Source organism: Flavobacterium indicum GPTSA100-9 = DSM 17447, from assembly GCF_000455605.1.
Taxonomy (GTDB): Bacteria; Bacteroidota; Bacteroidia; order Flavobacteriales; family Flavobacteriaceae; genus Flavobacterium; species Flavobacterium indicum.
In genome coordinates this window covers 1,373,395-1,388,611 of record NC_017025.1, presented here as the reverse complement: position 1 = coordinate 1,388,611, position 15,217 = coordinate 1,373,395, and the positions used below count along the sequence as shown (strand labels likewise).

Genomic DNA, 15,217 nt, shown 5'->3' with positions numbered 1-15,217 from the left:
AAAAATAAAATAATGAACTTAGAAAGTCCAAAAGTACAAGTAGAAAAATCAGCCGCTTATTTATTTGAAGCATTAACTGATATTAAGAATTTTGAAAAATTAATGCCTGATAATATTGCTAAATTTGAAGTAATTGATGAAAATTGTTTCGAATTTGGATTAAAAGGTATGCCTGAAATAAAATTGGTTAAAAAAGAAGCAACTCCTCATTCAAAAGTAGTTTTAGGTGCCGCATCGAGTAAGTTACCCTTTACACTAACTGCTCAATTGGATACGGTAAGCGATGCTACGACTGACGTTCAATTGTTTTTTGAAGGTGATTTCAATCCAATGATGGCCATGATGGTTAAAGGGCCCATTGGAAAATTTATTGAGACTTTAGCATCTAATATGCATAAGTTATAATAATTTTAAAAGTTTATGACTAAATATTTATTTCACTTTTTTTTAATTTTAAGTTCTTCTTGCACACTTTCACAAGAGAAACCAATAGTTGAATTATATTTTGGAAAAACAAAGTATATTCCTGCAACAGTAGAATTAAACAATGGCAAAGTCATAATGGGTGAAGTGCAAGATTTTGATTCACCAAATTTGGTAAAAATTAATAATCCATTCGGATTTGAACCAAAAGAATTGGAACCTGAATTTAATTTAGATCGAAAAAAAATTAAATTTAGAACAAATGCTTCTGAAAAAGAAATTCAAATTTCTGCTGATTCTATTGATCAAATAAGCTATTTTGATAAAGAATTGAATGAAGTTAAGGAATTCAAACGTCTTCAAATATTGAAAACTAATAATAATGGAGAAATATACAACTCTGGAAAAAGCTTTTTCCTTCCATTAATAAAAAAAGATTCTATAAATTATTATGGATACAATGTAATTTTTGAAAACAGATATGTAAGAACCGTTTTTTATATGAACAATTCTAAAGACAATTTAGCTATTAATCCTCTTGATTTTAGTTTAGCTGACTTATTTAAAAAAGAAAGCACTTTACAAACTGAAATAATTAATATTTTAAAATACATCACTAAAGATTGCCCTGAATTTCATAAAAAAATTGAAGAAAAACCTGATGTTACAAAGGAAATGAAAAAGGATGCTCTTCAAAAATATAAAAAAATGGAATCGGATATAAAAGAAGGTAAAAAGAAACTGAAAACCAGTAAGGAAAAAATAGCTTTTGAAAGTGAAGTATATTCTAACTTCTATCTAACACCTTTTATGATAATAACCGAAGATTATAAAAATCTTTGTAAATAATGAAAAGCGACTTAATTGTCGCTTTTTTTGTGAGAAAAAATTATATATTTGAGAAAAGAGTAAAAATGAAAATACAATTCCAGATACTTTGGCTGTTTATCGTTTTAATTGGTTGCAAAAGTACGGTTCAATCCGATTTAAAATACCAAATTATAGATTCTAAATTACAACAAGAAATTGAGCAAATGGACGCCCAATTTTTTCAGGCTTATAACACTTGCGATATTGAAAAACAAGCTGCTATTTATTCAGACTCAATAGAATTTTTTCATGACAAAGGAGGGTTAATGACTTCAAAGAAGGCTCTTTTAGAAGGAACTAAAACAAATATTTGTGGAAAAGTTACTCGAATACTTATTCCTAATTCTATAGAAGTTTACCCCATACAAAATTATGGCGCTATTGAAATGGGGTATCACCGATTTTACAATAATCAAGAACCAACTGCTCCTTCAAAACCAAGTAAATTCATAATTGTTTGGAAAAAAGAACATGAAATCTGGAAAATAACCAAAGTGATTAGTTTACATTAGAAAATTAAAATGCAACTTCCCATTCCCTCTTATTATAATAAATTAATTCACCTTTTTCTATACGTAAAGGGCATTCGAAATTATTAGTATATAATCCGCCTGTTCCTAACCCTTGTGGCATATCACTTTTCAAAGTAAAAGTGAATTGAGCAATGGCATTCAAGCCAATATTACTTTCTAATGCCGAAGTAATCCACCACCCAATATTGCGTTCTTCCGCTATTCGAATCCACTCCAAACTTCCTTTTATACCACCAATCAAACTGGGTTTTAAAATTATATATTGGGGTTGAATAGTATCTAATAATGTCACTTTCTCTTCATAGGTAAAAACACCAATAAGTTCCTCGTCTAAAGCAATTGGAAACGGCGTTTTTTGACACAAATCAGACATTTCAGTTATTTGACCTGCTTTAATTGGTTGTTCTATACTATGTAACTTATACACATGAAGTTGAATAAGTTTATTTAAAGCTTCCGAAGAATGAAAAGCTCCATTTGCATCTACTCTAATTTCAATGGTTTTTTCATCAAAATGAGAACGAATATAAGCCAATAAATCTAATTCTTGCTGAAAATCAATAGCACCAATTTTTAACTTAATGCAGGTAAAACCTTGTTCTAATTTTTCTTCAATTTGTGCTTTCATGAATTCGGGAGAACCCATCCAAACCAAGCCATTAATTGAAATTGCTTTTTCTCCTTCTGTAAAAGCAGATGGATATAATTCAAATGGATTTTCGTTTTCGAGCGACAAAAAAGCCATTTCAACTCCAAATTGAATAGAAGGAAACTCAAGTAATGCCTTCCAAAGTTCCTCTTTACCTAAATGAATATTTTCACAGGTCCAACGTAATTTATCTTCATAATCTGGTCGATCATCAATGGAAAGCGTTCTTAATATTCCACACTCACCTATTCCTTTTTTACCGTCTTGTTCTAAAACAATAAACCAAGTTTCCTTTTCAGTTAAAACCCCACGTGAAGTCCCACTTGGACGTTTAAATTGTAAAATATATTTATGGTAAGTAGCTTTCATAATTTAATTTAACTGCAAGTGACTTTACAATGAACCAATTTTGAATAGTATATTAGAATTTTAAAGTTCCATTAATTAAAATTAAAACTTTACTAAATTAATTAATCAAGTATTCTTAAAATCTTTTTGAAATTTTGTGTTGGCAATCCAGCTTTTTCAAAACTTTCAAAATCAGATTTCGTGGCTTCAATCCAACTCACGTATTCAGAAATATTTTGGTTTTTATATTGCTCATGAATTTTTTTAGCATCCGAAACTCGATCAGTAAATAAATAAACATGAGCTAAATTTAATTGGTATCTAATTTCAGCTTTATTTAAAGAAATAGCTTTATTAAAATACGTTTCTGCTTTCGTAAACTGTTTCGTTTTAAGATACAAAGCGCCCATTTGAGAATAATCTAAATCCGTAGCTAATGCTTTATCAAAAACCAATTGTTGGTATTTATCAATAGCTTCTTTATCTTTATTATTCATCATTAACATTCTTATATCATAACGAATTTCTTTTAAATAGCTATTGGTTTGCTTCGATTGTTTAATAGCTTCTTCTTTAATTAATTCTATTGCTCTTGTTTTTTCCACAGGAAGCAATTGTTTAAATTCTGAGTATTTATATTTAGCAGCAAAACTTTCCATGAATTGAGCCAAAAATGCGTCAGGTTTGGGCGATTTTTTATACCAATCCAATCGTTCTCCTATTGCCATTAATTCCTTTTTGGTTTCCAAATTCCAACCTCTACTCATTTTGTAATCCACCCAAGCCACAACTTCTAATACAATTTTGGTTGACATGACCCAATTTTTATTTTCAAACGCAAACCAAATATTGGGCGCATGTTCTAAACAAGAAGTATTTTTTATAGAAATTACTTTACTATCCTTATTTATCGCTTCTTTAACACTGTAACAGGCTTTATCTACTTTACCATCTTTAAGAAATTGAGTACCTGCTTTTTCTGAAGTAAAAATTCCGTAAATACAAGTATCGTCACCTGAAACCGCATTAGTAAGCGTAATGGCTCCTGCCGTACCCTGACTGATTCCGGTTGGATCTGGAATAGCTTTTAAAACGGAAGCCAAGCTCGTTGTAATTTTTCCGTTTTCGTCGATGAGACTGATACGATATACAAATTCGGAAGTACCTTCAGGCAATTCATCTACTTTAACTAAGGTACGATTTCCTGAACCTAATTTAATTTCTTTTGTAAAAGCGCGTTCTTTATCCCAAAATCCATCTTTCTGAGCCAATGAAAATGTTGAAATAAATAAAAAGAATACTAGTTTTTTCATGTTCTAAATTAAGATCAATTGAAAGTATGTTCAATTGAAAATTTGTAATGTAATGTCAAATTTTATACCAATTTTTATAAATCAATACTTTGACCAATTTCTAATAACATTAAATCTTTTCCTTTTTCGAAAAATTTACGCTTGGCTTCTTCATGATCAATTTCAATGTATCCAAAAGTATCAAAATGGTATCCTAATACTTTATCACAAGCTACAAAATCAGACGCCACAATTGCATCTTCCACATCCATTGTAAAATTGCTTCCAATAGGTAAAATGGCTAAATCTAATGTTGTGCGTAAAGGAATTAATTTCATATCCATTGTTAAAGCAGTATCACCAGCAATGTAAATATTTTTATGTTCCCCTTCAATTACAAATCCTCCAGGTTGCCCCCCATAACTCCCATCTGGGAAAGATGAAGTATGAATGGCATTTACATATTTTACTGTTCCAAATTCAAAATCCCAGCTACCACCATGATTCATGGGATGGAATTGAAACCCCTTATTTCCATAGTATGAAGCAATTTCATAATTTGAAATGATAACCGCATCTGTTCTCTTGGCTATAACTTCTGCATCTAATATATGATCTTGATGCGCATGCGTAAGTAAAATATAATCTGCTTTAAGCTCATCAATATTGATGTGAGCAGCTTTTGGATTACCTGTAATAAATGGATCAACTAAAACATGTACATCATTAATTTGAATTCCTAAACAAGCGTGTCCGTAAAAAGTAATTTTCATAGTATAATTTTTAGATGTTGTTAATCAGTAAAGATACCCAAAATAGTAGACTTAATGCAAAAGTACTTAAAGCCACTTTTTTTAATTCAGGCTCAAAATCAGCATAATGTTGGGCCGATTTAATTTTTCTTAAATGAAATATAAGAGGAATATTAATGGCTAATATAGGAAATAACGGTACTCGTAACAACGTGCAAAATAACATAAAAGACAAAGATGCAACTAAAATAATCACTTCATGGTATTTTTTGGCCCAAGCTAAACCCTTTTTTACTACTAATGTATTTTTATTGGCTATTTTATCATTTTCAATATCACGCATATTGTTCAAATTTAAAACCGCAACACTTAAAAGACCTATAGCTATTGCTGGTAAAATTAATTTCCAATCCAATGTTTTGGTAAATAAAAAATTTGAACCTAAAACAGAAACCAATCCAAAAAAGATAAAAACAAACACATCACCAAAACCACTATATCCATAAGCATTTTTTCCGACTGTATATTTAATGGCTGCAGCAATAGACGCTAATCCTAAAACTAAGAACAATAAACTAAATAAAAAATGGTCTTGTCCAAAAGAAACAAAGATTAAACTGAGAGCTAATAGTAAAGAAATAAGCCCCGTGACAATCACGGCTTGTTTCATTTGTGCAGATGTAACTTCACCAGAAGCTACCAAACGTTTTTCTCCTACTCTATTGGCATCTGTACCTTTTACTCCATCGCCATAATCATTAGCAAAATTGGATAATATTTGAAAAGCTAAGGTTGTTAAAATTGCTAGTGTAAAAATGATTCCATCAAATTGATTTTGGTAATAAGCATAAGCACTTCCTACTAAAATTCCAGATACAGATAGTGGTAATGTTCGTAATCGTGCTGCTTGAATCCAGTTTTTCATAGTTTAAATAATAGTATAAATTAAAGACAAACCTGCAATTAATGAAATTAGAGAAGCTATTTTAAGATATATTGGTTTGAGTTTATTTGCTGCATTTCGAGAAAATGAATTATGTAATTTAATAGGCAAAAACATTATCAAAATTGCGGAAAAAATTAAAAAATAACCAATCCAATTAAAAAAATAATTATTATTAGTAAAATAATTTAAAAAGGCAAAACCAACAATACATCTTATGGATAATTCAAAAAAATTTATAAAAATGGTAGAACCAGCAAGTGCAATTATAGATTTTGTTTTTTCTGATTTAAAAAACATCATATAACTTGACCAGATAAGAAATATTCCAAATCCAATTAAGATAACTTTTGAAAAATAATGTAGTATTAAATCCATGATTTATTTGTTGTTTCTACTTGATATAACCAATAATTAACCAATTGTTTCATTTCAGAAAAATTAGCTGTTGAAAAATTAAGATTTCCACCTGCGGTAGATAAAGTTATTGAACCAATATTCGATTTTTTTTGCCAAAAATATTGATGAGTTGCAATGGTTTGAATTTTATGTGGTTCAATAATAATTGTATCAATATCCCAAGCTCCTTCTTGCTTTATGATATATTTATCTGATACAAATAATTTATAGTGCTTATATGATTTATAAACTAAAATTGAATTCAAAACAAGATAAATAAGACACAAAAAAATCCAATATATTCTTGAAACGAATTCAAATTTTTCATTCAAAATAAACGAAATAAGTATAGGAAATAGAATTAAAAAAAATGCATTTATAACTAATTTTCGAATATTTGGACTGAGTACTTGCCCTTTTATTGGATATTGATTGTAAATTAATTTTAAGATCGTTTCCGATTCTGATTCTGAACAAGCCGGAATTTGTAATTTATCTTTTTCATTTTCAAAACCATTAGACGCCTGATTAACTTCAATGGTCAAAACGTCTAATTTTCTTTGAAAATAATTCTGAGTTACTTTTAATTTTTGAACTTTATCAGGATTCATCAATGTATTTTTTGTATTAAATAATCCGAATTGCATTGATAATGAATCGTTATTTTTTACTATCGTAAAATCATAATATTTAACAATAGTTCTGACTAAATTTATAATTAAAATCACTGAAATTAATACAATTCCAACAAAAAACACGGCGGTAGCAATTGATAAATTTGAGAAAAACAATGCTACTTTTGATTCGTACAATTCGGTTTCTGCTGATAATTTATTTAAATTCTCAAAAGCAGAAGCAATAAAAAAAAGTAACAGTGATAAACTTTTGATGTAGTTTGAAGTTAATCCTATTTTTAACAAACTGCTTATACTCGCTTTAAAGAATGTAGAACTGTTCATTTCAACTTTCTCTGCTTCATTCTGTTGACTTTCTACTATTGAATCATTTTTAGTACTAACTTGAACTAACTTTTCTTTCAATAATAACGCTAATTCATGGTTCAGGGCATTTATCGTAACTTCTTTACTATCACTTCCGGCCGTATCGATTTCTAATTTATAAACACCAATAATTCGTTGCAAAATCGTTTGATTGATGGTTACTTGTTGAATTTTATTCAACTGAATGGCAATTTTAGATTTATTTAAAACACCCTTATTAATTACAAATTCATCCGTTTTATCATCAATATAAAAAGTAAAATTAAAATATTGTATAAAAGCATAGATTCCTACTAAAACAATCCCGATTACAATCGAAGTAAAAAAAATAAGTTTATTAGTTGCATTCAGTTTAACTATACTAATCAACAAAATAGGCCAAAAAGCGCGTACTAATTTTTGCAATGTATTTACAAACATTACAACCACACCTAATAACGATTGTTTTTGAGGTATAGAAAAATTATTCATTAGGATGATTATCAGTACTAAATTGTTGTTGTAAATTAATTTTACTTGAAACTAATTCTTTGATTTTAATAGCTTCTTCATCAAGTAATCCTGGAATTTTAATATCAGCACTATTTTCCCCAGCAGTATATAATTGTATTGTTGCTAAATTCAGTTTTCTAGAAATGAACCCTCTATGAATAGCAACATGTTGTACCCGGTTATAGGGTACAATTATAGTGTTTTCAGAAATAATGCCACTTCTATAAATTATATCGTGATTCCGAATTGCAAATCCTCTTTTCTTAAATCCGAGTTTAAGTAAAATAAAAGCAATACTAAAGAGTAAAATTAAGATTATAGGAACAAATACGACACTGTTTTTAAACATCGATAGATATGCAAACCATTCCAATCCGATATAAAAAAGTAAACTAACCGCTAGTACCAAAACTAAATTAAACACCAATACATTAAAATAGTTGCTTTGTAAAGGTGTAAAAATTACTTCTTCAAATTTTGGTAAACTTTCTAAATCTATAGATTCATTAGTGAATTTCTCCATAATATATTACGGAATGTATTTTTTATCAAAGTTAGGTTTACGTTTTTCTAAAAACGCATTTCTTCCTTCAATAGCTTCATCACTCATATAAGCCAAACGTGTAGCTTCCCCAGCAAATACTTGCTGACCTACCATACCATCATCTGTTAAATTCATGGCGAATTTTAGCATTTTAATTGAGATAGGCGATTTCTCTAGAATTTCTTGCGCCCACTGATAAGCTGTGTCTTCTAATTCATCATGAGGTATAACGGCGTTCACCATTCCCATATCAAACGCATCTTGTGCTGAATAATTTCTTCCTAAAAAGAAAATTTCTCTAGCCTTCTTTTGTCCCACTAATTTTGCCAAATACGCTGAACCATAGCCTCCATCAAAACTGGTTACATCGGCATCTGTTTGTTTAAAAATTGCATGTTCTTTACTCGCTAAAGTCAAGTCGCACACCACATGTAAACTGTGTCCGCCTCCTACAGCCCAACCATTTACAACAGCAATAACAACTTTTGGCGTAAAACGAATTAATCGTTGTACTTCTAAAATATTTAATCTATGGTACCCATCTTCACCTACATAACCTTGGTATCCTCTAGCTTTTTGATCCCCACCACTACAAAATGAATAAATTCCGTCTTTAGGAGAAGGACCTTCAGAAGACAAAAGAATAACCCCAATCGAAGTATCTTCATGTGCATCATGAAATGCATCTAATAATTCAGCCGTTGTTTTTGGTCGAAATGCATTTCTAACTTCTGGTCGATTAAATGCAATACGTGCTACACCATCACACTTTTTGTAAGTGATGTCACTATATTCCTTTGCTGTTACCCAATTAATTGTATCCATTTTTTCTAATTTGATAAAAAGTGTTAAATATGAATTACTTATGTTTTGAATTCAATTTTTATATTGAAGTTTGTAAAATTAATTGATTTTTTTGGTTTAACTTGCAATTAAAAGGCAAAAAATGAAGTACAAATCTGCTTATACAAATTTTTCATATATCGTATTTATAGCATTAGGAGCTCCTCTTAGTGCCTTAACATATATTTTTATTACGGAACCTAATGAAAGAAAAGAAGCATCAATAATTGGTTCATTTATACTGGTTTTAACTTGCTTTATAATTCATGCATTTAAAAATACATTTTATCAAATTGAAAATACAATCTTAAAATACAAATGTGGTGTTTTTCATGGAAAAATTGATATTCAAAAAATAAAGAAAATCGAAATTAATAATAGTATTTTTGTACAAGCGATTTTTAAATTAGGCTGGAGTCATAAAGGAATAATTATCACCTATAATAACTACGATGATTTATTTATTTCTCCTGAAAACAGAGATGAATTTATTGCTCATTTAAAAGGAATAAACCCAGAAATTAGAATACAAGAAAAATAATCAAACGACTACCCAAAAACGAATGAAATTTAACTACCTATATTTGCCCTTACTTTTATTAGTACTTGGATGTAATGAATCTAAAAACAGTAAAACATTTACTTTAAATAACAAAACACAAAAATCAGATAGTGAATTCTTTGTAGAATTTGAACCGTTATCCAAAAAATATGTTGATCAAAAGAAAAATGACATTGAATATTACTACACTAAACTAATTGGAACACCCGATTTTTATGGTCAGTTTTTAGTAGCTAAAAACGGAAAAGTTCTTTTTGAAGATTATAAAGGCTATGCCTACTATGAAAAAAAAGAAGAAAATCGAAAAGATAAACCGTTACATATTGCATCTGTAAGTAAAGTGTTAACTGCTGCGGTTGTTTTACGATTAGTTGATGAGGGAAAAATTGGATTAGACGATAAAGTTTCCAAGTATTTACCTAATTTTTATTTTGATGATATTACCGTTCGAATGCTTTTAAATCATAGAAGCGGACTTCGACACTATGGCTATTTTATTGAAACCGACGTTAAATGGGATCGTTCAAAACGAATTACCAATCAAGATATTTTAGATTTAATTAATTCGGGAAAAATTCATTTAGAATCTAAACCCGATACCCGATTTGCCTACTGCAATACCAATTATGCGTTACTAGCTTTAATTATTGAAAAAGTAACTAAATTACGATATCATGAAGCGATGGATAAGCTGTTGTTTAAACCATTAGGTATGAAAAACACGTTTGTTTTTGATTATGAAAAACACCATGATACTGTGAGTCAGACGTATAAAGCAAGTAAGTTGCGTTTAGCTTTTGATCATTTGGATTTAGTTTATGGTGATAAAAATATTTATTCAACGGCACGTGATTTATTAAAATTTGATTTAGCTACCTATTCTGATAAATTTTTCAGTCCGAAGTTGCGAAAGGAAATTTACAAAGGCTACAGTTATGAAGCTAAAGGAGAAAAAAATTATGGATTAGGTATTCGTTTACGCGAATGGAAAGAAGCTCCTACTCTTACCTATCATAATGGATGGTGGCATGGAAATACTTCTTCTTATATTACCATGAAAAATGATAAGCTTACAATCATTTGTTTGTCTAATAAAATGACACATAAAACCTATCAAACTAAAAAGTTTTTAGCTCTATTTAATCCAAAATACCCAATTAAACTCGACAATACAGAGGTTAGTAATGGGGCAAATGAATAATTAATGTCTAAAATTAAAAGAACAATTCGGATTTCAAAGTATGTAATTTATAAAGAAACATTTATCAATTATAAAGAATACTTTTGGTCTTTTATAGGATCATTTGTTGGAATTGGAAGTATCGGACTGATACAAACCTTCTTTTTTAATCAAATTGAAAACATTTTTTTAATAGGTTCATTTGGAGCATCGAGTGTTTTAATTTATGGCGCAATTCAAAGTCCTTTAGCACAACCGCGCAATTTAATTGGAGGCCACATTATTTCAGCCTGTATTGGCGTAACTATTTATAAATTGTTACCCGAAATAATTTGGATTACGGCTCCATTGGCTGTTTCATTATCAATCATTGCCATGCAATTTACAAAAACCCTTCATCCTCCAGGTGGTGCAACTGCATTAATTGCAATCATTGGAACAGAAAAAATAAAAGCATTGGGTTATTTATATGTACTATTTCCTGTTTTAAGTGGAAGTCTGATTTTATTGATTGTTGCCTTATTTTTTAATAATATTACCTCCTTCCGAAATTATCCAAAAGATAAATTTTTAAGGACCAGAATCTTGAAACGATTAAAATAAATTTAAATTTTAACATTTTATATTGAATTAAATTTTCATTATTCCGTTGTTATAAAAAATTCAATAAATGAAAATTACACTGCCTTTATTTTTACTTCTTTTTAATGTCACTTATAAAGAAATTAAATCTATTGTTATACAAAATAGAATTACCTATTCAAATTTATATACCACTTCAATCGAAAAAAAGAAAGTCATTGAAAAGGCACAACTAGAAATCAAAACTATTTTAATTGATCAAATCATTCCGAATTGGTACGGAACCAAATGGTCTTTTGAAGGACACACAGAAATCCCAAAATCGGGAAATATTGCCTGTGGGTATTTTGTATCAACAACATTAAGAGATGCTGGTTTTAAATTAAATAGATATAAACTCGCACAACTAAATCCTCTAGAAGTAGCAAAAATTATGAGTTGTGGCGAAACAATAACAACAATTAAAAACAGTTCACTTACCGAATTAAAAAAACATTTTTTAACGCTTAAAGATGGTATTTATTTCATTGGTCTTGATTTCCACGTAGGCTATATCCTTAAAGAACAACAAAATGTATATATAATACATTCTAATTATATCAATAAACAAGGAGTCGTTAAGGAAAATATCGAAAAATCAAAAGCTGCTTCGAGTACCACCTATTATATCGTTCCCATTTCAAACAATCAAAAATTGATAAAAAAATGGATCTTGAATCAATCGTTAAACTAATTCAATTGAATACCGTTTTCTTTAATTGATATTAATTTCTGTTTATACAAACTACCAATAGCCTTTTTAAAAGATTTTTTACTCATCTTTAAAACCGATTTTATTTCTTCCGGATGACTGTCATCATTTAAAGCTAAAAAACCGTTATTTTGTTGTAATGCTTGTAAAACACTTTGTGCTGAGGCATCAATTACTTCAACCCCTAATTTTTGAAAAGAAACATCAATTTTTCCGTCAGGGCGCACCAATTTAATGTATGCTTTTGTTTTATAACCTGGAGAAACAGTTTCAAAAACTTCATTTTTATACGCTAATCCACGGTATTTACCATTAATAATAACATTAATACCCACATCTGTAATATGAGAAACCATCACATCAACTTCTTGATTCTTTTCTAAATCAATTGTTTCTTGTTCTAAAAACTGATTGATTTTACTTGAAGCTACTAAACGGTTTGTTTTTTCATCCTCATATAAATACACTACATAACGTTTGTCTTTTTCCATTGGTCGTGCTTGTTCTTTAAACGGCACAAACAAATCTTTTTCTAAACCCCAATCCAAAAAAGCGCCAAATTTATTGGTATAATTTACTTTTAATACAGCAAATTGATTCAATGTAATATATGGTTTCAATGTGGTAGCAACGGGACGTTCTTCATGATCCAAATAGACAAAAACAGTAATGTCATCTCCAATATGAAAATCAGCAGGAACATATTTTTTAGGTAATAAAACTTCTTCGTTTTCATTTACTAAAAAAAGGCCAACTTTAGTATCTCTAGCAATTTTTAAGGTATGGTAAGTCCCAATTTGCAACATAAAATTATGGTTTAATAATTAAAAGTGATGGTGTATTATTTAACCAAACACTATTGGTATCGATTAGTTTTTTCCAACTATCCATACTCAAAATAAGTAAATCTTGTTCCTTCAAAAAATCTCTTTCAAGTTTTGATGAAGTAATTATTTTGACATTTTCATGAACTACTTTGTTATCTTCATTCATGACTTCATAAGTGTCAAAAATTGAAATTTTAGCCTCTGAACTTTTTTTCATTCGTTTGATGTATTCTAACAAGAATTGATCTTCTTTATTAAAAAGAATTACCGAAATATGATCTGTTTTGACTAAATTTTTATCTACAAAAACCCCTAATGGAACTTCTGTTTTATTGATAATTGCTTGCGTTTTATCATCAAAATAATTACTTTCAAACAATTTTTCTTTTCCTGTAAAAGTATTTAATAAATTTTCAGGATTTATGATTTTTGATGTTACACCTAAAATTTTTCCTAATAGTGTACCTTCATAAATAGAAGCCCCAATATTTAGTAAAACAAAATTAAAATCTCCTTTTTTAACTACATCAACAACATCAGCATCAATATCATTTGAAGCTTTAAAAACAGTATTAATTTTTCTGTTTAATTTATCTGCTTCTTTTAATGCCGGACGAAAACTTTCTTTTTCGTATTCCTCAATTTTGTATGGATTTATTTCATTCGTGGAAGAAATATACATAGCCGTTAATGACTGTTTTTCTTCTTCTTTACTCACAAAATTATTTGCCACTTTCAATAATGATTTCGCATCATCCGGATTTTCAAATGTAACCAAAACTTTATACTCTTTTGGCATTACAATTTGTGGAGCAAAATATTTTCTTCTTTTAAAAATAAAATCAATTAAATTTAATGCCGGTCCTGTCATAAAAGTAGTTGATAGAGCCATAATTACCATCATAGCAAATATTTTTGGAGACAAGACACCTAATTCTAATCCGATGTTTAATACCACTAACTCCATTAAACCTCTTGTATTCATTAAAGCTCCGAGTGTTAAACTGTCTCTCCAATTTTGTCCCACATATTTAGCCGTTAAAGTACTACTTAAAAATTTGGCTCCTACTGCTACCAATACAATTATACCAGTCATTTTCCATAAATACACATTGTTTAGCAAACCAATTTTTGTATTCAATCCCGTTACAACAAAGAATAAGGGTAGCATGATTACCAAAGAAACATCTTCCACTTTTTCGATAAAAATATGTCTGAATTTCATATTCTCAGGCATAATCACACCTGCTACAAAAGCACCAACTAAAGCATGAATGCCAATAATTTCCGTCAAATAAGATGAAATCAATAAGGTCAAAAAGAAAATTGCTACAACAGGTTTAGTAATTTTTTCAGCAGAATCGTATAATTCACCTATATGTTTTAAAAACGGACGAACCATTCCAAGCATAATTCCGATATAAACGATAGCCATTGCTATAATATACAATGAACTTGCTACCGAACCTGCTTTAACTATAGCGATTACACCAGCTAATAAACACCATGCAGTAATATCATCAATGGCTGCACAAGTAATTACTAACGAACCTAATTTGGTTTTATTCAAACCTCTTTCTTGAACAATTCGGGCTAAAACCGGAAAAGCGGCAATACTCATAGCAACTCCAAGAAAAAGTCCGAAAGACATAAAATGTACGCCATGAGGTGCAAATTCTTGATATAAAAAAAAGGCCAATCCTAGTCCAAGCGCATACGAAACAATGATACTGGTATGACTTATAATAAAGGCTTCTTTAACTTTAGTTCTTAAAATCTTTAAATCGAGTTCCATTCCTACCACAAACATGAATAGGATTAAACCAATCTGACTTAAAAACTTTAAATTTACAATTGATTCTTTTGGAAAAAGTGTACCAAATAATTCAGGAAAATAAGCCCCAAACAAAGAGGGCCCTAATGCAATTCCTGCCAACATTTCACCAATAACAGTAGGCTGACCAATTTTTCTGCATATCCAACCAAAAAAACGTGCCACTAAAATTATGGTAACAATTTGCGCTAATAAAATTGCAAGCGGATGAAATATATTGTGTTTTATTGATGAAATAAATTCTTGTAAATAATGATGTTTAACTTGAATTTCATTAGTTACTTTACCCAACTCAATTGTCTTTCCTACTTTCAATATATTGAATATAATTGTTGAAAAAAAGACTAATACAAAAATGTAAAAAATTGAGTTTTTAAATTTTTTCATGAATA

General features: G+C 29.3%; 17 protein-coding genes. 7 read left to right on the top strand and 10 right to left on the bottom strand.

Features of this window, described 5'->3' with window-relative positions; translation table 11 throughout:
• Positions 1-12 precede the first annotated feature (12 nt).
• The 3 genes from KQS_RS06275 to KQS_RS06265 all read left to right on the top strand — a co-directional run bounded on the left by KQS_RS06275 (position 13) and on the right by KQS_RS06265 (position 1,805).
• Complete coding sequence (locus KQS_RS06275; RefSeq protein WP_014388350.1) at positions 13-405, top strand: hypothetical protein; 393 nt, start codon at positions 13-15, stop codon at positions 403-405.
• Positions 406-420: 15 nt separating this feature from the next.
• A complete protein-coding gene (locus KQS_RS06270) occupies positions 421-1,272 on the top strand; it encodes a hypothetical protein (protein WP_014388349.1) in 852 nt (283 codons plus the stop codon).
• A 65-nt stretch (positions 1,273-1,337) separates the two neighbouring features.
• Positions 1,338-1,805: a nuclear transport factor 2 family protein gene (locus KQS_RS06265; RefSeq protein ID WP_084642309.1), complete on the top strand. Its 468-nt coding sequence runs from the start codon at positions 1,338-1,340 to the stop codon at positions 1,803-1,805.
• 4 nt (positions 1,806-1,809) lie between these two features.
• Here the strand turns inward: KQS_RS06265 and KQS_RS06260 are convergent, their stop codons facing one another.
• The 8 genes from KQS_RS06260 to KQS_RS06225 all read right to left on the bottom strand — a co-directional run bounded on the left by KQS_RS06260 (position 1,810) and on the right by KQS_RS06225 (position 9,071).
• Positions 1,810-2,844 (bottom strand): o-succinylbenzoate synthase, encoded by a 1,035-nt coding sequence (locus KQS_RS06260; RefSeq protein WP_014388347.1) that lies wholly within the window; start codon positions 2,842-2,844, stop codon positions 1,810-1,812.
• Positions 2,845-2,945: 101 nt separating this feature from the next.
• Positions 2,946-4,136 carry a tetratricopeptide repeat protein gene (locus KQS_RS06255; protein ID WP_014388346.1) on the bottom strand — a complete coding sequence of 397 codons (1,191 nt, stop codon included), beginning with the start codon at positions 4,134-4,136 and terminating at the stop codon, positions 2,946-2,948.
• A 74-nt stretch (positions 4,137-4,210) separates the two neighbouring features.
• On the bottom strand, positions 4,211-4,888 hold the full coding sequence (locus KQS_RS06250) for a metal-dependent hydrolase (RefSeq protein WP_014388345.1): 678 nt from the start codon (positions 4,886-4,888) through the stop codon (positions 4,211-4,213).
• A 10-nt stretch (positions 4,889-4,898) separates the two neighbouring features.
• The gene (gene menA / locus KQS_RS06245) at positions 4,899-5,792 is read right to left on the bottom strand and encodes a 1,4-dihydroxy-2-naphthoate octaprenyltransferase (RefSeq protein WP_014388344.1); all 894 of its coding nucleotides are present in this window, start codon (positions 5,790-5,792) and stop codon (positions 4,899-4,901) included.
• Between the two features lie 3 nt (positions 5,793-5,795).
• Positions 5,796-6,188, bottom strand: a complete 393-nt coding sequence (locus tag KQS_RS06240; RefSeq protein ID WP_041252026.1) for a hypothetical protein — start codon at positions 6,186-6,188, stop codon at positions 5,796-5,798.
• Positions 6,179-7,681: a PH domain-containing protein gene (locus KQS_RS06235; RefSeq protein WP_014388342.1), complete on the bottom strand. Its 1,503-nt coding sequence runs from the start codon at positions 7,679-7,681 to the stop codon at positions 6,179-6,181. The genes KQS_RS06240 and KQS_RS06235 overlap by 10 nt, the downstream gene beginning before the upstream one ends.
• The gene (locus KQS_RS06230) at positions 7,674-8,225 is read right to left on the bottom strand and encodes a PH domain-containing protein (protein WP_014388341.1); all 552 of its coding nucleotides are present in this window, start codon (positions 8,223-8,225) and stop codon (positions 7,674-7,676) included. The genes KQS_RS06235 and KQS_RS06230 overlap by 8 nt, the downstream gene beginning before the upstream one ends.
• A 6-nt stretch (positions 8,226-8,231) precedes the next feature.
• On the bottom strand, positions 8,232-9,071 hold the full coding sequence (locus KQS_RS06225; protein ID WP_014388340.1) for a 1,4-dihydroxy-2-naphthoyl-CoA synthase: 840 nt from the start codon (positions 9,069-9,071) through the stop codon (positions 8,232-8,234).
• Positions 9,072-9,192: 121 nt separating this feature from the next.
• Here KQS_RS06225 and KQS_RS13975 point away from each other — a divergent pair, with 121 nt between their 5' ends.
• The 4 genes from KQS_RS13975 to KQS_RS06205 all read left to right on the top strand — a co-directional run bounded on the left by KQS_RS13975 (position 9,193) and on the right by KQS_RS06205 (position 12,146).
• Positions 9,193-9,630 (top strand): PH domain-containing protein, encoded by a 438-nt coding sequence (locus tag KQS_RS13975; protein ID WP_014388339.1) that lies wholly within the window; start codon positions 9,193-9,195, stop codon positions 9,628-9,630.
• A gap of 22 nt (positions 9,631-9,652) precedes the next feature.
• Complete coding sequence (locus tag KQS_RS06215; protein WP_014388338.1) at positions 9,653-10,852, top strand: serine hydrolase domain-containing protein; 1,200 nt, start codon at positions 9,653-9,655, stop codon at positions 10,850-10,852.
• A 3-nt stretch (positions 10,853-10,855) separates the two neighbouring features.
• Positions 10,856-11,434, top strand: a complete 579-nt coding sequence (locus KQS_RS06210; protein WP_014388337.1) for an HPP family protein — start codon at positions 10,856-10,858, stop codon at positions 11,432-11,434.
• Positions 11,435-11,501: 67 nt separating this feature from the next.
• Complete coding sequence (locus KQS_RS06205; protein ID WP_014388336.1) at positions 11,502-12,146, top strand: hypothetical protein; 645 nt, start codon at positions 11,502-11,504, stop codon at positions 12,144-12,146.
• On the opposite strand, the gene KQS_RS06200 is transcribed toward KQS_RS06205, so the two are convergent.
• On the bottom strand, positions 12,143-12,970 hold the full coding sequence (locus tag KQS_RS06200; RefSeq protein WP_014388335.1) for a CvfB family protein: 828 nt from the start codon (positions 12,968-12,970) through the stop codon (positions 12,143-12,145). The two genes, KQS_RS06205 and KQS_RS06200, sit on opposite strands and share 4 nt — an antisense overlap.
• Before the next feature lie 4 nt (positions 12,971-12,974).
• Positions 12,975-15,212 carry a cation:proton antiporter gene (locus KQS_RS06195; protein ID WP_014388334.1) on the bottom strand — a complete coding sequence of 746 codons (2,238 nt, stop codon included), beginning with the start codon at positions 15,210-15,212 and terminating at the stop codon, positions 12,975-12,977.
• Positions 15,213-15,217 lie beyond the last annotated feature (5 nt).